This window comes from Pectobacterium atrosepticum (assembly GCA_019056595.1).
Lineage (GTDB): Bacteria > Pseudomonadota > Gammaproteobacteria > Enterobacterales > Enterobacteriaceae > Pectobacterium > Pectobacterium atrosepticum.
This window is the reverse complement of the sequence record CP036163.1, coordinates 4,672,068-4,689,688: the sequence shown is the minus strand read 5'-3', so window position 1 is coordinate 4,689,688 and position 17,621 is coordinate 4,672,068. Positions and strand designations below refer to the sequence as shown.

Annotated in this window: 15 protein-coding genes and 1 pseudogene; 4 read left to right on the top strand and 12 right to left on the bottom strand. The window is 48.6% G+C overall.

Annotated features, from left to right (window positions below; translation table 11 throughout):
- Positions 1-34: 34 nt before the first annotated feature.
- Positions 35-1,357 (bottom strand): calmodulin-binding protein, encoded by a 1,323-nt coding sequence (locus DCX48_21710; protein ID QXE16897.1) that lies wholly within the window; start codon positions 1,355-1,357, stop codon positions 35-37.
- Complete coding sequence (locus DCX48_21705; GenBank protein ID QXE16896.1) at positions 1,354-3,510, bottom strand: AAA family ATPase; 2,157 nt, start codon at positions 3,508-3,510, stop codon at positions 1,354-1,356. The genes DCX48_21710 and DCX48_21705 overlap by 4 nt, the downstream gene beginning before the upstream one ends.
- A 260-nt stretch (positions 3,511-3,770) precedes the next feature.
- Between DCX48_21705 and DCX48_21700 the strand changes: the two genes are divergently transcribed.
- Complete coding sequence (locus tag DCX48_21700; protein ID QXE16895.1) at positions 3,771-4,238, top strand: hypothetical protein; 468 nt, start codon at positions 3,771-3,773, stop codon at positions 4,236-4,238.
- 100 nt (positions 4,239-4,338) lie between these two features.
- Here the strand turns inward: DCX48_21700 and DCX48_21695 are convergent, their stop codons facing one another.
- A complete protein-coding gene (locus DCX48_21695; GenBank protein QXE16894.1) occupies positions 4,339-5,283 on the bottom strand; it encodes a DUF1738 domain-containing protein in 945 nt (314 codons plus the stop codon).
- A gap of 594 nt (positions 5,284-5,877) precedes the next feature.
- Between DCX48_21695 and DCX48_21690 the strand changes: the two genes are divergently transcribed.
- Positions 5,878-6,489: a hypothetical protein gene (locus tag DCX48_21690; protein ID QXE16893.1), complete on the top strand. Its 612-nt coding sequence runs from the start codon at positions 5,878-5,880 to the stop codon at positions 6,487-6,489.
- Positions 6,490-6,698: 209 nt separating this feature from the next.
- Here the strand turns inward: DCX48_21690 and DCX48_21685 are convergent, their stop codons facing one another.
- The 8 genes from DCX48_21685 to DCX48_21650 form a co-directional block, all read right to left on the bottom strand.
- Complete coding sequence (locus tag DCX48_21685) at positions 6,699-7,631, bottom strand: TIR domain-containing protein (GenBank protein QXE16892.1); 933 nt, start codon at positions 7,629-7,631, stop codon at positions 6,699-6,701.
- Between the two features lie 116 nt (positions 7,632-7,747).
- Positions 7,748-8,728, bottom strand: a complete 981-nt coding sequence (locus DCX48_21680) for a hypothetical protein (protein ID QXE16891.1) — start codon at positions 8,726-8,728, stop codon at positions 7,748-7,750.
- Between the two features lie 60 nt (positions 8,729-8,788).
- Positions 8,789-10,207 carry a DNA helicase UvrD gene (locus tag DCX48_21675; GenBank protein ID QXE16890.1) on the bottom strand — a complete coding sequence of 473 codons (1,419 nt, stop codon included), beginning with the start codon at positions 10,205-10,207 and terminating at the stop codon, positions 8,789-8,791.
- Positions 10,197-11,933, bottom strand: coding sequence for an ATP-dependent endonuclease (locus DCX48_21670; GenBank protein QXE16889.1), 1,737 nt, complete (start codon positions 11,931-11,933; stop codon positions 10,197-10,199). Before DCX48_21670 ends, DCX48_21675 begins: the two co-directional genes overlap by 11 nt.
- Positions 11,934-12,241: 308 nt before the next feature.
- Entirely contained in the window at positions 12,242-13,432 is a 1,191-nt protein-coding gene (locus DCX48_21665) for a peptidase S8 (protein QXE16888.1), read from the bottom strand.
- 8 nt (positions 13,433-13,440) lie between these two features.
- A complete protein-coding gene (locus tag DCX48_21660) occupies positions 13,441-14,430 on the bottom strand; it encodes a caspase family protein (GenBank protein ID QXE16887.1) in 990 nt (329 codons plus the stop codon).
- Complete coding sequence (locus DCX48_21655) at positions 14,430-14,816, bottom strand: hypothetical protein (GenBank protein QXE16886.1); 387 nt, start codon at positions 14,814-14,816, stop codon at positions 14,430-14,432. The genes DCX48_21660 and DCX48_21655 overlap by 1 nt, the downstream gene beginning before the upstream one ends.
- 35 nt (positions 14,817-14,851) lie before the next feature.
- Positions 14,852-15,349 (bottom strand): toll/interleukin-1 receptor domain-containing protein, encoded by a 498-nt coding sequence (locus DCX48_21650; GenBank protein ID QXE16885.1) that lies wholly within the window; start codon positions 15,347-15,349, stop codon positions 14,852-14,854.
- A gap of 238 nt (positions 15,350-15,587) precedes the next feature.
- Between DCX48_21650 and DCX48_21645 the strand changes: the two genes are divergently transcribed.
- Positions 15,588-15,908: a hypothetical protein gene (locus DCX48_21645; GenBank protein ID QXE16884.1), complete on the top strand. Its 321-nt coding sequence runs from the start codon at positions 15,588-15,590 to the stop codon at positions 15,906-15,908.
- A gap of 1,069 nt (positions 15,909-16,977) precedes the next feature.
- Positions 16,978-17,061 (top strand): annotated as a pseudogene (locus DCX48_21640) (DUF4102 domain-containing protein).
- Between the two features lie 91 nt (positions 17,062-17,152).
- On the opposite strand, the gene DCX48_21635 reads toward DCX48_21640, so the two are convergent.
- Positions 17,153-17,611, bottom strand: a complete 459-nt coding sequence (locus DCX48_21635; GenBank protein ID QXE16883.1) for a DUF4440 domain-containing protein — start codon at positions 17,609-17,611, stop codon at positions 17,153-17,155.
- Between the last annotated feature and the right edge of the window lie 10 nt (positions 17,612-17,621).

The following is a 17,621-nucleotide window of genomic DNA, read 5'->3' as shown; positions in this document are numbered from 1 at the left end:
TAACAATTCAGGTCATCAGGTTTTTCATCTATTGTTACAAGCCAGAGCCTATCTGCGTGTTGATGCCGATAAGGTGAATTAACTGCCCGACAATCTCGTCTTCATCAAGGAGCATATTGACACTCGCCACTTGTAATTGTTCTTCACCTTCTCGAATCCTATAGCCTGCATTCAGAGGTTGAGCTCCCAGACCTGTATGGTGTGGATAGAGAAGCATAACTTGTGGGCAGTGATAAAGCCGGGCATAGGCCATCATCTGGTAGACATCAGCCTGCGATACGCCATGCCGGGCATCTTCGGGATGACGCCCAATACGCTTCCATTTAGTGTCTATGATCATAATAGTCTGATGGTCCCGCTCGATAAGCAGGTCCGGCCGGGTCTGGAAACGTGGTTTACCTTCTAATCCATCCTCGATCAGACAGTATAATCTGCCAGCCTGTGCACGAACTGTCCATTCCGTACCGCGTACAGCACGCTTCGCCAGTGCCGCTATATATGCCTCGAACAGGTCGTTCATCGGGAAAAGCAGCGTAATCCCGTTCTGCGCTCGTTTATCGTGGTGTGTAGCCTGCCAGTCGCGTCGCAGGAGAAGACGTGCCAGATTGTAGAGTGCTTCCCAGCGATGATTGGTTCGGTCGATCCGCACCTGTGACCAAGGCAGGTGACTTAAGGGAACGTCGCTAACACCCGTCAGCAGGATACGCAATTCATTCAGACGGCGAAGCGTATCAGCAGCTCGGGCATAATGGTGAAGCAAAACTACACACGCCTTCATAATTCGAAGTAGGCTGGTATCAGCCGACAGAACGTCGTAACGACAGGCGAGACGGTCAGGGCGGACGGCAAGCGTAGTGAATTGTCGTTTGATATTGAGCCTTCCACGCAATGAGGGCAAATCGTCTTCCTGTGCCAAATAGGCGCGTGGTAATCCCCGATGTACTTCAGACAAGAGTAGATCGGCGAACAAGCGGATAAGTATCTCTAGCAAGCTTTCAGCTTGTCTCGCCATTGTTGCAGCCTGTCCATTGCCGAGTTTAAGGCCGAGGGCAACATCAAGCATACGTATCAGGCGATTGCGTATTGTGGCGTCCGGTTCTATCGTCTCGTCGTCGAATTTAGGCAGAATCTCAAGGCTACATCCCGGAGCGGCAATGACCCCAACCATTTGCCCGGCAATAATTTTGTTATGGCGATCGATTAAGATATTGGTTCCGTGCTGATTTGCCAGCGGATGCTCGCGCGCCGCCGTAAGCAGCGCGTTAGCCTGAGGGCGTGTAAAAGCATGAGGAGCATTTATGCTGCTTTCCGTGCTCACATAAACAGCACCCCATTCGCGAACCGTGAGGTGCGTCATTCTTTCGATTCACCAGCCACCTCGGGAGCAGTGGTATTTAACGTTCTGGCTTTGCCTACCAGTCGATCTAAGGCGTCATTTCTGAATGGTGCACGTACTGACCAGCTTGATAACGGTTCACCCTCTATTCCAGGCGGCGGTAAGATCTGCTCTTCCTGCATAAAACCATCACCCAGAACTGCCGCGATTCGGCTCCAGTCCTCGAAGAAATACTCTTGTAACAGCGGTATGACCTTATTGCGCACCGCATCTTCAACTTGTGCCCTGGATTCACAATTGATAAAGAAGGCGTGTCCAATGCGATATTCCCGGCCTATAAGATATTCAATTCGCTGGTTGATGGTATTCAGAACGGCTTTGAGATCGATCCCCTCGACTTCACTTAGCAGGGTCGCGTCGGGAGCCATTTCCCGAAAGTTGAATCGCCGCCTTAATGCTGTGTCAAGTAATGCGATGGATCGATCGGCGGTATTCATGGTGCCTATGACATGAAGGTTGGCGGGGATGCCAAAATCTTTCTTTTTCGAATAAGGCAGAGTTACGGTGAGTGCATCAGGCATTCCCAGACGTTTATCCGGCTCAATTAACGTGATCAGTTCACCGAACACTTTCGAGATATTTGCCCGGTTGATCTCATCAATAATGAGGACGAACTGTTCTGGTTGCCCTTTAACATCGGAACGATTATCCGGGTTTTCTGTACTCGACAGCAGTCTGCCCAGCGCCGGGATATTCACACGACTGGTGGCAATGGAATAGAGCGTTCGCATGGTGAAGTTACCATCGATAATGGTATCGAGTGGCAGTGGTTCATCAAGAGTCAGTAGCCAGCGAACTGGGCGGCGGTGGGCATAGTAACCTTCGGCTTCAGGAACGAAATAGTAATCACCAGTGATTTCAGCGATAGCGCGAAACGCAGTGTTCCCGTAAGGGACAATCACGATATCGCCAGGCTTCATTTCGCAACGGAAGGGATAGGTTTGCGTCCAGTTACTAGGCGTCAGGTTCCCAGGATTTTGCTTGATCCATTCATCATGAATCGCGTTGAACGATGAAAATCCATCCGCGCTCCAGTCTATGGTCCCACCCCAACCCAGAGCGATATACCCGTTGTCGCGGGCATCTTCATACACATCGTCTTCGGTGCCAATTGTCCCTTGCCCCATTTTCCAGAAGCGTTTTTGGGACAGTTGCAGTGCCGAGGCATCCGTCTGTGCACGGGGTTGTGTTCTGGCCTGATCGGCAAGGGCGCAAATTTCTCTGAAGAGCCCCGGCGTAGGCATGAGTCTGAATCCTGCAAACGAAGACTCATCTTCACCGATTTCTGGGCGAAGGCCCTCAACGAAGGTTTCGTAGTCATAGCTCTGGTGGAATGTGACGAAAGAAATCCTCTTTTCTGCCATCAGTTCGTTATAGCGCGCCATCAGGGCCGCACGCCCATCTTTTGAGTTCGGATAGGCGTCTTTGCCATCGCAGAGCGCTACGGCTTCCCTCGCCGTGTGATAGGTTTTTCCGGTACCAGGAGGACCGTAAAAAATAAGGTTAGTCGGAGTCGGTTTATTCTGGGCCACCAGTTCGCTTCCTTCCGTAAGGATGAACGTATATTTCCGGGTTGTGCTCTTTTTAGGCCCTTCCGTCACCGGAGGGGGAACATCCGCTAGCTCCTGAAATTTTTGACCATCAAGAACCTGACAGATGTTCGGCCATCCCTTGTCGAGGCCCATTTCAGTATTCAGAGGGCCAACTACCAGGGTGACACTGGCGTCACCTCGCTCTCTGCCTGGGATGATGTAGTTTTCAAGGACATAATCCCGAATTTCGTCGGCCTGAGAATCATCACCACTCAGGAAGCGTCCATATTGTCCGAGCCAGCTATTCCAGTTGGACAATCGGTTAAGCGGTTGCTCTGATTCGGGCATTAGCAACCGATAGTCTTCGCCGTTGTCTTTAGCATCACGGCGAATCTCTTTGATCCGCTGTCGCAATTGCGCAAACCCATCCGCCTTGTAGGCTGCATCCAGATCTGCATGAGGAGAACCAAGCGCTGCGAGATTTTTTTCGATAGTTTTGACAGCATAAATACGGGAGTTGAGGCCTGCTTGTGTTTTGGCACCTCTGTTCTTCAACCATTCCTGAAATTCAACTTCGAGCATTTCCGATGCCCTCTCATTTTCGTTAACTTACTGATAGCTATCATTGTGGATGATGGAAGGGGCAGTACTGTAGCTCTTCGCTACAGATTGCCAATACTGTTAATCTTCACTGCTGATTGTCTCGCTTGCGGGGCTAAGGGCTTGACCAACCTGGCATAGCAGACAGGCGTTATCCTTGAAGGTCATGGTCCATCTGGAGTGCAGTCCAGGCGCTGTGCCGCTTCCCGTAAACATAGCACTGGGGATGCCGTGGTCAAGATATGTTTTTCCATAATTTATTGATAAAGAACAATAATAGTTATTATGTAATGATTTTAACCTTTATGAGCCTTTTAACTAATCGTCATATCCAAAGCTTCGCATCAACTGAAGGTACAGGCATACAGAAAGCGAGTGGGAATATAAAACAACTTCTTCCCGTGTTTCACTCTCACGCTAGAACCCACCCCTGTGACGCTGGTGTGAACATAAGCCAGATGCAGATTGGTGTTCCTGAGGCAGAATTTCAAAGGCCCGCGGTCATTCGTCTGCAAGAAAATATCCGAGACGGGCTGCAAGCGCTTTTAAGTTGGCAAATAAATGCGAACTTCCGCTCCTCGCTCGTTGCCGACTATCAGGTGAAATCGTGTTCTAACAGAGAACACTGCCAGATCAAGTCTGCTCTAATGCATCTGAAAGGAATGAGCGGGCTCTTTGCCGCCCGCCCCGCAGTCTGCGAATTTTCCTGACACTGTATGCCAGGAAAATTCGCATTGGAATTATACACCTTTCCTCCCACCGCTATGAAAGGTTAAAGCCACATTCCTTTGCGGCTTCTTGCCCCTGCCCTCAGGCTTTATCCATTAAATAACTATGCGCTTTTGAGGCGGCGCTGGCTGCTTTGAAGACATAGCGCTTGTCGTTTTTTAACGCCTGGAGCCATGAGGCAATATAGCTTTCATGCTGCACCTCTCCGATAATCCCCAAATCCGCCATCAGAAAAGCACTTCCCAGCTCCGCCACTAATTCCTCCTCCGCATAATCTGCACTGCCGAATTTCCCTTTCATTTCACGGTTAAGGCGTTTTTTACCACCGCTCCAGTGAACCAGCTCATGCAGGCCAGTAGCATAGAAATTAGCTGCATCTGAAAACAGATGACGCTCTGGTAGCCAGACCTCATCAGTTGAGGGTTGGAAAAAGGCATTTTGTCCTTTCTCGGTGATGTTTGCGCCACTCTTTTGGAACAGATTTTCAGCCTCCGGCAACGGGTCAAAGGTTGCTTCTGTGCTGACTGTTTCAGTTGTCAGTGGAAGGCCATCAATTTGTTCAACATTGAATACATTGAAGGTTTTCAGCATCGGGATTTGGTCGATTTCGCCGTCTTCGTTTTCCTTCTCTAAGGTTGTATAAAAAATGGCTGTCGTGCCGTGTTCACCTTTGCGAACCTGTCCACCTACTGCCTGTGCTTGTTTGTATGTCATCCAGCGTGAATCACAGAAGCCCTGTTCTGATGCACTGCACCACAACAGCATGATATTCATTGCGCTATACGCGATACCGGTTGCGAAGTTGGAAGGCAACCCAGACATGCCCGCCACTCGTTTCCACGGGCAAGACCACGGTTTTACACCGGCTTCAAGCGCTGCAATGATGTTGTTGGTGACAGTCTGATAAATATCGGTTTTGGCTTTAGAAAATTTCGTTTTTGAGGAGCCTGACTGCTCCAGCGGGGATACGCTGGTCGCCGCTGCGGTGTTAGGGGCGCTAGTATGGGTATGCAGGGAAATGGTCATGTTTTTTCTCCGTCAGTGGTGTGATTTTCGTCTTCGTATCGCCTGACGGTTCGCTTTCCCGGCATCGTTCCGGCCAGCAAGGGCGCAGAATGCGTGCCATTTACCCTTGCGGGACGGGTTGTGTTGGGAAACGATTAACCGGAAGCTGATACGAGAACGGAAGTCACACGGAGAAAAACTGACACTGCATAGACGGGCGTAGCGCCCCTTAGGCCGCAGCGGTGAAATGGTTGAGGGTTGGATTTAGCTGCATCAATTCAGACGTGAGTTAGTAGTATTCTGGGGTAGAACACACTCAAATCTGACATTCAGCTTTGAGCGAAGAGCGAACATCTACTTGATAGGGTTGCTTTAAGCCTTAAAAGTGAATTACACGATTTGCTGGGACACTTATAGATACGCCTGCTTGGTAATTAAAATATCCAGTATACTTGGCACTTCAGGCGAATGAGCTGAAGCAACGGACAACACAAAACTGAGGTAATCAGGATTAAAAATCAATATAACATAGCCATTTGCTAAACAATTTTTTCGTACAAAGCGCTAATTACGAATTCAAAAAAGCAGACGGACCAAGAGACCAAAGGAATCAATGTGGCGTTTAAAAAGCGAAGTGAAACAAAGTCGCTCAAAAAAAAGATATCAAAGGGACTTACCGCAATCCTAGTTGCAGTAGGTGGTGCGTGCCTTGAGGCCAGCACGGATCTCATCAAGAATAATTTTGAACCAGGTCTGGTGGCTACAAGGTACTTCTTTGAAGATCAGTTTTCCCCCGTTCCGGAAAGCGCCCAGTTTGGACTAAACCTGACCTTTTACATACCTTCCGCTAAGGCTGGAGAAACATTTGCAGAAGCTGTGTCTGCGACGATTCCTGGGTCACTTTGTCTTAAGCCAAACGGCCATAGCATCGTGCGTGCATTTGATGATTCCGCCGCCTCACATCAAACCAACGTAATGATGCACATCACTTGTCGACCTTCTGGACGCATCTCGATATCCCTTGCGTCTCAAAGTAATCATAACGTTAAAGTTTATGAGGGACGATTTAGCGACGGTGAAAAAGTCGCATTCCCTGGCATTCCAGACAGCTATTACGCAGGTATCTTAACTATGTACCGACTCGATGCACGAGAACCCAAAGGACCGTGGCTTTCCGTAAACACATGTCAACAATCCAATACCTGTAAGGATCTTGACGTTCATTAGAGGAATAAGCTTTACCGACCAATGCCACATCCTTCCGCTTACAAAGTCCATTGAGTTAAATGCGATTCTCTTTCTTGAGTACCAATAGCAGAATGCTGATTTGAGACAGGTGTTGAACCAACTCTAGAGGCAGATCACTCAGTGGCTATGACCGAAAAGAGGATCTGACACAAGCGTAGAAGTTGAAAACAACACAATGCATTTTTCTACTAAAATTTTAATGACGTAAAGTCTGGGCTACCGTTCGTTTGAATTACGTAGTCAAACGTCACCTCGTCATACTCAGCACCACGAGTATCGTCTTGGATAGACAGAATTTTGATGGCAGCATAAAAACCATTATTGTTCTGCAATATTGCTATTTGATTTATTTTTGGTCGTCTAACTCTTGATGAACCATCATAAATACGTGCGTCATCTATTTCTATAAATTCATTTTTATCTTTAACAATAGCGATAGTATTTATACTACTTGGATCATTTAATAATTGGATATCATGATCGCTCGACTTTGAAAAATCCAATTCAAACGCCAGCTCTTTTTGCCCAATATAATAACGACCATTATTATTGGAATAATCAAATGTTACTCGCCCCTTTGACGCTGGCGATACGTATTTCTCACTCGCAGGAAAGAATTTTTGCTTGGTATATTGCTTCGCTGTTTTGAATGGATTAGGTCCTACAGGTGGTATTGGTAATACAGGTTCATCCAGTAATTCTCTCAAAAGTTGTTCATAGTGATTTTCATACAGCTTATCATCCTCAAAACTAACGTAAAACTTACCCACCAAAAAAGTTGGCACTTTTTTGGACTGAGAATTATTTCTGACAACAGGAATAACCCAATTTTTGTTCAAGTCGGCTAATAGCTCGCCCGTAATAATTTGCTTTTCATAGCCCACGCCCCCCTTGCCGCCATTCGCTTTTGCGACGTATGCTTCCGAACAAATACATACTACCCGACTGGATGACGATAAGCCACGTTCCATGAAGGCAGCCAAATCTTGCCCCAGCTTTAGATTCCAGCGGTCCAGCAAAACCTCAACGCCATTGGATCTCAGCCTTGTTGCAAGTTGCAGTACCCAGTCTTTATGTAATTCGTTATCGTGTGAGTAAGATATAAATACCGTCGGTGTCATCTTCGTATCTCTGAAATTAAAATTCCTGAATTTTATTCACAGCTATAAGCTTCGCCTTTCTTCATGAGTGTATCTGATGCGGCGACAACTTCCTCTTTCAACCTCTCATGCCACAACTAGAGCACGGCGCTATATAGCAGACGTTGATCGTCTGGTGAAACTGAGATTATCGCCTGAGTGGCCTGTATCAAGGACAAGCTGGTGCACTGAATCGGCTCTAACAGCCCTTCATTAGATGGCCCACATAGCAAGAGATCTTTATTTGAAAGCGATGTACCGAGCTTGAAGCCAATGCTGTCAATTCCTGCATGAATATACTGGTTGGCAAAGCCGTAGTGCGGTCGCAAGAAGTCCAGCTCGACAAATTCCTCAATATCACTAAAGCGAACCTTAGTTCTGGTACTGGGTTCTTTTCCTAAGGCTTTAGCGGCCCAACCAAAATCATTACCGAATCCCGCTTCATATTTACCGACGATGCCTTCCCTTTCGAGATCAAACCGACTTAAATCCTCTGAAGAGAAGGAAGTAAAACCCAACTCTCCACTATATTTGTTATATCGATTAGCAGCTTTCTTCCTCTGAATACTCTGAAAATCCGTGAATCTTTTCGCCAGGTCTTCGTCGCCTTCTGCAATAAATATCAATATGGCAGTGGTTTCGTGGAGTGTTCTCCAGCGGGCCATCGCACCATCTGCAAACCCACCTTTTAGAAGGTGAGATATCTCGCAAGAAACCTGGACTGCACGTGCATGCAGTCGGGTATCTATGTTCAGCTTTGCAGACCTTATGCCAGGATTAGTGCGATATTCGCTATTTACCTCATCGCTAATTTCAGTACAGCCATAAATTAATGCATCCAGCCGCTTTATAGGGGACTCCCAAGTTGCAAATAGTCTCTTTCTAAATGCATCTAAATTTTCGTAATGTTCCTTTAATACTTCCCCTTTAGCTTCATCTAGGTACTCGAACATTTTTAGCGCTACAAAATTCTCTATGTCTTCAGAATGAGTGTCGATCCACTCAGCCATCTCTGCGGCAGACATATTGCCGCTATCAGTCACATCCTTTATGAGGGAAAGTACTTTTTTGTTTATCACGCTCAGTTCCTTATGAATAGCCAGTGCTCCGTCGAAGAAAAAAAGCGCTTTACGTCGGCGCTAGCGGGCCATCAAAATTGGAGTAAACGAACAGATAACTAGTTTCTTCGAGCCACGAGTGAAGGCTACGTAGAGATGTCGGGCATCCATCTCTTCAGGAGCGATTATGACGGCTACTTCCGCCTCTAGCCCCTTCAGTAAGAGGGTACTGCCAATGGCACGCCGAGCAAGGGGTCTGCCCTCGTGCCGGTTGCGTTCGCGCTCCCGCACCGTAGCCTCGGCAAAACTGCAACTGTCTCCCGCAGCCATTTGCATCGCGCGCAGACAGCAATACAAAACATCCGGACGATAGACTCGGGCATTGTTTTGCAGGGTCAACGCGCGTAGAGCTTTGGCAGCCAAGGGAAAACTTGGAGCATTCGCGAAAGCGAGCAGTGCAGCTTCTGCCTCTGTAGCAGGATTGCGTGCAGTTCCCCGGCGTAAGCTCTCTAATCGGGGTTGCAAGGCAGCAGCGCCGACCTGCGTCATCACCTCCGCGGCAAACTCCACTAGACGAATTAGTGCGTTGGCAGCTTGCAGATTAAAAGTCGTTCCAAACAGTGTGAGATCCGCCAAGTCTACGGGCTCTACAGCCGCCGCCCCTGGCGTCTGGCTGGCCATTTGACGACGACCTCGAGGATTGCGACTGTCGCCAATCACCAACACGTCTCCCTCCCGCGTAACAGCCTGAGTTAACGCAGCGGTGAGCCGCTGCTGAATGGCAGTAGCCGGCTGCAACTCGACCCAGACGACTTCGGCCGGCGCCTGGCGTAAATCAATGCCACCTCCTGCCAGGAGTATTCTCCGACACTCCAGGAGCCACTGACCAAATTCGGGCTTGCCTGCGTTCGTCCAACGCCAGGGCTGATTCAGCTCGCCGATAGCAGGAAAATGGGGAAGCACATGGGTATTCCAGTCCACCAGCTGATTACCGCGAAAGCCGAAGATAGCCTGCATCGGGTCTCCAAGAACGCAGGTGGGAAGTACCACGGAAAGTGCTGTAACCAGATCATGTTGCACTAAATTGCAGTCCTGATACTCATCGACAATCAGATGGGCATAACTTGCTGCAAGAACCTCATTGAGGTGCCCGCTTTGGAGTAAATGCCTAGCAGCCAAGCGTATTGCCGGGTAGTCAGCTCCGGGATTCCGGAGCAGGAGGACTGCAGCGGCAACAGCGCTTCGCTGCGGAAACATCGCCACCAACCGCATGGAAAAACCATCGATTGTGGCAATGTGGTAAGCCGAAGCGGGCACTCCGGCTTTTTGCATGCGCAGACGCAGTGTCGTGACACCTGCATTGGTATGAGTGAGGATGAGAACTGGCTTCGCCTCGGTATGTTGGGACAATGTATTTGCGATCAGTTGCGTCTTCCCACAACCTGCAGGGGCCGTGATCGCGCCTCGACGAAAAGCGAATAAATTATACTCAGGCGGCATGGGGCCACCAGTAGAGACGATTGATCAGGGTGACAAATTCTGGCTCTGATATTTGACTATAAGGACCGAGAATATCGCGGGCCACATCCTCGAACTTGGTGACCGATTTAAACCAGCCGTTTCGACGATTACGCGCTGCCAGTCCCAGTAGCTGTCGCGTTGCGAGAGGATATGGCACACCTAGTTGTTGACGCTGCTGCCGGATTTGGGCGAGAGTCAGTTGTCCACTTGACTGAGTCTGTATATGCGCCTCCACCAGGTCTTCTTCCACAAGGTCTATGGCTCGCTGAAGCAGCGCATCCACACCCGCATCTGGCAGACTCAGAAACAGTTCGTCCTCCAGAGCACGCCCTTCTCGCCAAGTGATGTACTCCCCACCAGCATCCACGTATGCCTGTACGGTCGCCGCAGTGGGCGGCTTATCCGCATCAACCATGACCAATACCCGATAGCCAAGCTGGCGCAATGCGAGTCCGCGAACAAAGCACCGGTCAGGCTCTCCGCCGCCGACATTCACATACGCAGTCCCAGCGGCCAGCATTGACGCTCCGTTTGCGTTCGTCCAGAAGTGGTCCAGACCACGGATCAGGCCGACTTCACTGGCACCTTCGCAGACAATGACACTTCGGGCGAGAAAAGCTTCCGGATCAGCCCTGACGGTGCTTTGAATATCATCAGCGACACCTACCTGGAGAACCTGATGTGCACCATCCGGAGACTTGCGTACCACGAAGAGCTGATTGCCGTTAAGCTCGCGGACAGCGACCGGGGAATGGGTGGTTAGAAATACCTGAAGGGGTGGGGGATTTTCCTTCGCACCAAGGGAATTCAACAATCGGGTAAGGCGATGCGGCTCCAAACCATACTCAACTTCGTCGACCAGAACGACAGATGCCTGCTGCGCTGCTGCACGCTGCATTCCTGCGACCAGTAGACGGGATGAGCCTGTTCCCAGTGAGCGCAAGGGCACCCCTGTAGCATCGTGTAGCGCAATGGCTCCGTCTCCGATCGATACGGCGTGCGCGTCCAGCAATGCCTGGGTGCCGCCACCCACTGGCACGCCAAGTTCATTGGCTTTCTGGTTCACGATTTGCAGTGTTGCGGCCAGCTGTACACCAGCCTGACCGCCGAAACCGTTTCGGGCCTGGCGTGCCGCATTGGCCAATTCAGCACCAAGATTTGGTCGTTCCGCGGTCAGTCGATTGAGTACCGAACCGCGTGTCCATGACAGGTTGGAACTAGCATAAGTCCCGAGCCGGGCTGGGGCTAAAAGTAACCGATCCTTCCAGGCAATATTGCGCTCCTGCCCATGTGCCTGAGCGCGCTGTGATACTAGCGACCAGACAGGCTCCAGCTCGCCATCGACCATCAAACGTAAGCAAAGAACCGTTTCCAGGCCCTGTTCAGGTTCTTCGGTGACCAACCCGTTTGCACGGTTGAAGGCCTGTAAATAATTTCCGTACGAATCCAAACGCATCAGAGCATCAGGCAACGAACCGAGCGTCAGCGTGATGCTGATGGGCTGGGTGACATCCAGCCCATAAAAATCAGTATCGGCGAAACTGATATTGCGGCGGGCACCAAGGCAAAGGTCAATAGCATCGAGAATAGTGGTCTTGCCGCTGTCTCCTGGGCCAATCAGGCAGTTGAGTCCTGGTGAAGGTTGCCAGTTCAATAAGCGGATAGTTCGGAAATTCTGGATCTCGATTTTGCAAATTCTAACCACGGATCTTCCCCATAATTATTGTTTGTCTTATCTGCAGCATGATCGCAAAAACAGCCACTAAGAAGATATATCGCGAAGAAATATATTACGCTCTCGATTAATACAAATCTAAACAAGAATACTGTCTCATATATGAGACATATCAATGCTATGGACTATCACTCTTCGTTTGGGATGCGTGTTGGCAAGAAAAACTAACAATATGCCCCTTTGGCATTGCTCCGAAAAAATGCTTACATAAATGCCCGGGTGAAATGAGCACGTCATATTTGGCTTAAATGACTAATGTTATGATTTAAGGCACCAGATTACTGGGGTGAGGTGACAAGCCCCTGCCCCGTATCCAGCTCATTATTCTCACATGAAAATAGGTCACCTCTTGCCGTTGCGATAAGCTTGGCCGAAACGTTTTTAGCGGTGGGGCGGACGCCCGACCGACGCCGTTCCTCCCACCACAATGCAGCCACCCCCGCCACATGCGGACAAGCCATGCTGGTACCACTCAGCGATTTGGTGGTATTGCCCGGCCAGGCAGAGACAACATCGACTCCGGGCGCAGAGAGCGTCGCTTTTGTGTTCGAAAAATCAGCAACGTTGTATACACCATTACCGCTATTAAAGACGGCTGAAACCGATATAACTCCATCAGTTGCAGCAGGCAGGGAACAGGAAATTTTCAGTTTTCTGTCGACAGAGCGGCGGCTTTCGTTCCCGCTCGCGGCGATAATCAGCGGAGAATATCCAAATGATGACTGTGCACGGGCGATAGCCATGATGGCATCAAACATCCTGAGATTGTCACGATATACATCAAGGGCTGTAGACGTTGCCAGATCGGTCGGCCATCCGTCATTAGTGAGATTCACGACCATGCCGGGAAAGTCAAATCCCAGCGACATGGAGATAATGTCTGCTTTTTGCTCCAGTGCCCACAGCATCCCATTGTATGTCATATCTGAACTGCCGCTACCCGAGTCAGCCAAAACCTTGCCAATGTAGGCCGTATCAATACCCCTGGCAACGCCAATGCGTGAACCTCTGATATCACGCCCAAAAATAGTGCCTGCACAGTGGGTTCCATGACCATTTCTGTCATGAATGCCTTCACCGGTAAAATCCCTACTGATTATCGACAGATCCCTGAAACAGTCATGCGTCAATTCAATACCTGTATCCAAGACGGCAACAGTGACGCCGCGTCCGGAAAAGGGTGACGATACGGCCAATATATCCTCTAACCCCTGAGTCGTCTGCTTTTTAGAAAAAGACTCCGCTGCATTTTCACAAGAAGATTTTGTAACGGGTTTTATCAATGATACAGGCATATCCTGAGCAATGAGTTCTGTCTCAGGATCGCCTGCCACTTCGGTCAATTCTCGTAAAGAGAGATTTTCAGACACAAGCGTAAAAGCTTCTGCGCCAGTCAATATGCTGGCATTGTCGATGCTTCGCCCACTTGACGTACCCACCTTTCTTCTGAGTATGCTGTATCGGGTCATAATGAAACCTATAATCGTTTTGTTTCGGCCAGTTTCCTGTAATGTGCGCCAAGAGCGGTAAGCTTACAGCCTTTAGACTCAATGGCTGCGTAGTACATATGATCAGCCCCATCAGGGGCAATCAGACCATAGCGATTACATCTCTGCAGCTCTTTGAAAATCTCCACATTGGTTTCATTAACAGGGATATGTTTAAGCTCTGCGGGGACGTTATCTCTGTCCGGTTCAAAAGAAGGATCAAGTGGAAAAACGAAGTTTGGCTCAGGAAAATACTTGGGTAACTTACGCAGTATTTCTGATGACACCTTAGGTTCAACCTGCCGGAGAGAAATAAAATTCTGTACATTGGCTTTGTAGATAGGCCGTTGCTTCCAAGGGCCCAGAGTCTGATCAACATGAGAGTAAAGCGCCGCGGGCGTAATGTTGCCACGTATATCAGAACACCCCCCACGGAGGCCATCGAGAAGAATATCGGTAAAAATACCGTGTCCGGCCGCTTCTTCAGCTTTCCCCTCACGATGCGAGGCCGTCAGTATCGTCACCCCCGTACCGATAACTGACACATTCTGACTATCAAGCCCGACCACCTGACCGGCAAAACCGGAGTGACAGCAGTCTAGAATGATAACGGTCGACTTAATACGAGGATGCGCTTGATTAGCCATCCCCAAAATTTCAGCCATAGACATCCCCCACGCGCCGGCACGGGCATCCTGAGGCATGATGTAACCAGCGTTTGTTTCAGGAACGATAATGCCATGGCCCGCAAAATACAGTACAACAATGTCTGCATCACCCTCAAAGAGTTCGGACACGTGCTTATGAAGGGCATAAGCCGTCACCTCATCGTCATTGCTTGTAAGCTTTCTTACGTCAAAGTTAGGATCTCCGTTACCATGTGTTTCAAAAAGCGCAGCCAGCTCTATAGCATCATTTACACAACCTTTAAGCGGGCGGTCCGGATAGTCGTCAATGCCAATAAGAAGCGCCTTTCTCATCAACGATCTCCTTTAATGAGCGCTTTAAGATTTGGCCAGGTCCAGTTGTATATTTTGTCGGTGGTTAGTGCTGCTGTTGGCTTAACGCAGGTCTTATCCGTGTAGCCCCACAGTAGGAAATACGGTTTTTTCTCTTCAATAGCAATTTTCAGCTCAGCACTAACGCCAGTGGCCGTATTGGTATGCAGACCACAGATGATGCACACAACATCCACTGCACGGATCCGGCTTCTGGCTTTATCTTTCCAGTTCTGATCAATGTGCTCCTTAATAGACCAGTCAGCCAATTCAAATGGACTGTCTTCATTTTTTGACTGACCAACCAGCAGCACCTTCAGTGAGGCATCATGATCATAATCAAAGCTGATAAAAACGCGTTTTTTCATTATTTTCTCCTCGAACACGCTTAAGACGCACCCGGTTATCGGCTGTGCAAAATGTTTTTAGTGAGATTACGGTGGAACTCATCAGCTGCAGAACGGTCGCTATCAAGCGATCGTCCTGCAGCTGATGTACTGTAAGCTTCCATTCCTTCAGTTACGTGTTCAAAAAGATCACGCTGATATGCACTGATAAAAAGCTCAAGATGTTCCGCACTTTTCATCTGTGGCCATTTGGAGAGATATTCAGGCAGACTCAGGAAACCGTTCTGATAAGAAGAAATTCTGCGTCCCAGTATCGTCGCCTCTCCTATTTCGAAAGGAACCCACCAAGATTGAGCGGTCTGCGATGACACAACCGCGATAAGATGTGTGCTTCTGGCAATATTACGGGTAATGACTGACGTGATGTCGTCTGTGGTCTGAGACTCTGCATCCAGCTTATCAAGATAGGTCTCGATATTAACGTCCCTGAGTCTCTTATTAATACTGATCGCCAGTGCAAAATCGGAATGGCGATAACTGATGAAAACGCTCATGTTACATTCCAAAATTTGAATTTTTTTAAATGATTTCAAAATGTAACATAGGAAAGGTCTGATAAAAAGGCGTTTTTTCTAGTAATTACGAGTGTGGTTTATGGGAATGCAGCTAAATTTATTCCTGCTTATCAGCACAATATGAATGGATACAACCACAGACGGCATGCACTGATAGGCTATGCTAAATTTTCTGATTAAGAGAGGGTATGTGCCCGTTGAAAAACATGAGGATCCAATGTCTGAAACTAATTTTGAAATTTCACCTGCTGTGATTGAGATCCTAGCAAGCATAGAACATGAGCGCTGGGCAAAGTGGCAAAGTTATCTGCACAGCCAGTGCACGATGAACGACGATGGCTCTTTGACCATTCCCTCAGCGCTTGTAACACGCTGGAAGGAACAGATTTCAACGCCCTATGAAGCACTATCTGCGGGTGAAAAGGAAAGTGATCGGGAGCTAATCGAAGCTGAGCGAGCCCGCTATCATCGTGTGCTGGAGGCGATAAAAGGCAGCGTATGTCATCCAACTCAGGAAAATTTCAAAAAACATATTTGACCCAGTGAGAGCAAAAAGTTCAGCAATTAGGCACTCATTTTCCTGTTACCGCCAGCGCTAAGGTAGCGCGCTGGCGGCCGGAAATTTACTGCCCTCGTTGAGAAGCGCACGGTGAGCGGCATTCTCATCGCAGTAGGGGTTCAGAGATGACACACAACCACAAAAAAATTTCATGTCCGTCAGCGCAGCTATTAGAACCAATTCCGCGCAGTGCCATCACTCCGGATACACCACAGACACTTGACAGCAACCAGTTGCACCGATGCAAACCATTCCCTTAAGGGCTGCTCGTAACTCCTTTAGGTAATTCGCAAGGAGCGTGGCGGGTTCTCGCGTATTTCTGCTTCTGCCTGCTGCTCTCATTTCGTATGGCGGCCGTGCTTACAGTTGGGGGTTAAGGGTCCCTCTTCCAGACGGTTATGTTTGTGCGTTTGCACTACCACAAATGGAGAGGCATGCAGCGTGCCAACGAGCAGATCGTTCAAGGCAAGATCCTCTTTCGCCTGCAATAGGGTTTCGTTGAGAAACCCATCGGCATTCCACTGGATATCAATAAAAATGTGCTTCTACAGGTCGGGCATTTTGGACAACTTCAAGGTCACCTCAGTACGAGTCTATGCGGATAAGCCATGCGCATTGTTCCGGGCTCAAGCCGCTAACGCTCGTTTATTGATGGCCTTCTCAGACTTCTTAGGAGGAAAGGTCTTTAGATCCTCTCCTCCAACTGATGGTAACTACATATTAGCGATTACTTCATGCAAAACGGGAAGCGTATCGAGCTTAATGTAACCTATATTCATTGGTGGTCATTCTGGTGGTCTTGACAGAAAGGGAATTCAGGTTTAGCTTTAATATTAGCCAGTTACTGGCAAAGGCGATCCCAGTCAGAGGAGCCAAATTTAGAAATCCTGCTTAAGGAAACTTAAGCGGGATTTTTGCTTTTTAGCACTTTGTTCAATAAATTCATGTTCACAGCGTTCCCGATACGCATTCCATTTTCACTCCGCATCGGGAGAATTTGGTGGTCAGATTTGGGGTCAAGTTGGTTCGATGACGGAGTGACCCCCAAATGCCCCTTAACGACTCAAAAATCCGCAACTTAAAATCATCCGCAAAACCATTCAAAGTTTCTGATTCTCACGGTCTATACCTTACCTGCATAGACACTACCATCGGTTTATAAATATTCTGGGCCGGAACCTTGCCTCTTTGTCGCTCGCCCCTACTCTGAGCGAACCACCTAGTCAGATAACAGCATCAATTTTAGGAAATTTTTTATCCATTGGACGAATAAATGACCAAGTAGAGTGGATCACACGCCAGTGGTCGTCTTCCTTCTGAAAAACCTCGATGACGTTGTATTCCATATCAATTCGGTTGGTTTTCGCGTACAGCTGATAGGTCAGCACGGCCATATCGTTTACGGCCTGCACCCGTGGATGGCAGAAATCATAACTGTCAGCAAACAGCTTGCCGTCAATGGATTTCAGAAACTCTTTAATCGTTTCATAGTCATCGACCCTTTCGGTCACTACCGCATCAAAGTAAGTAAAGCTGCGTTCTGACCAGAGCGATTCATAACCAGATGTATCCCCCTTGAACCACTTATCCAGTGCTGATATTTCCAGACCGATAAGATGGTCCGCGAGGTTACGTTCTTCATTACCGTAGTTTTGCTCGTAAACAGGCAGTGCATTTGACATACATTTATCC

Bases quoted from the DNA above. Each gene is read 5' to 3' on its own strand.
- DCX48_21675 (QXE16890.1), bottom strand. From the start codon at position 10,207: ATGCCGCCTGAGTATAATTTATTCGCTTTTCGTCGAGGCGCGATCACG.
- DCX48_21685 (QXE16892.1), bottom strand. From the start codon at position 7,631: ATGACACCGACGGTATTTATATCTTACTCACACGATAACGAATTACAT.
- DCX48_21655 (QXE16886.1), bottom strand. From the start codon at position 14,816: ATGAAAAAACGCGTTTTTATCAGCTTTGATTATGATCATGATGCCTCA.
- DCX48_21665 (QXE16888.1), bottom strand. From the start codon at position 13,432: ATGACCCGATACAGCATACTCAGAAGAAAGGTGGGTACGTCAAGTGGG.
- DCX48_21705 (QXE16896.1), bottom strand. From the start codon at position 3,510: ATGCTCGAAGTTGAATTTCAGGAATGGTTGAAGAACAGAGGTGCCAAA.
- DCX48_21660 (QXE16887.1), bottom strand. From the start codon at position 14,430: ATGAGAAAGGCGCTTCTTATTGGCATTGACGACTATCCGGACCGCCCG.
- DCX48_21695 (QXE16894.1), bottom strand. From the start codon at position 5,283: ATGACCATTTCCCTGCATACCCATACTAGCGCCCCTAACACCGCAGCG.
- DCX48_21650 (QXE16885.1), bottom strand. From the start codon at position 15,349: ATGAGCGTTTTCATCAGTTATCGCCATTCCGATTTTGCACTGGCGATC.
- DCX48_21710 (QXE16897.1), bottom strand. From the start codon at position 1,357: ATGACGCACCTCACGGTTCGCGAATGGGGTGCTGTTTATGTGAGCACG.
- DCX48_21700 (QXE16895.1), top strand. From the start codon at position 3,771: ATGTTTTTCCATAATTTATTGATAAAGAACAATAATAGTTATTATGTA.
- DCX48_21645 (QXE16884.1), top strand. From the start codon at position 15,588: ATGTCTGAAACTAATTTTGAAATTTCACCTGCTGTGATTGAGATCCTA.
- DCX48_21635 (QXE16883.1), bottom strand. From the start codon at position 17,611: ATGTCAAATGCACTGCCTGTTTACGAGCAAAACTACGGTAATGAAGAA.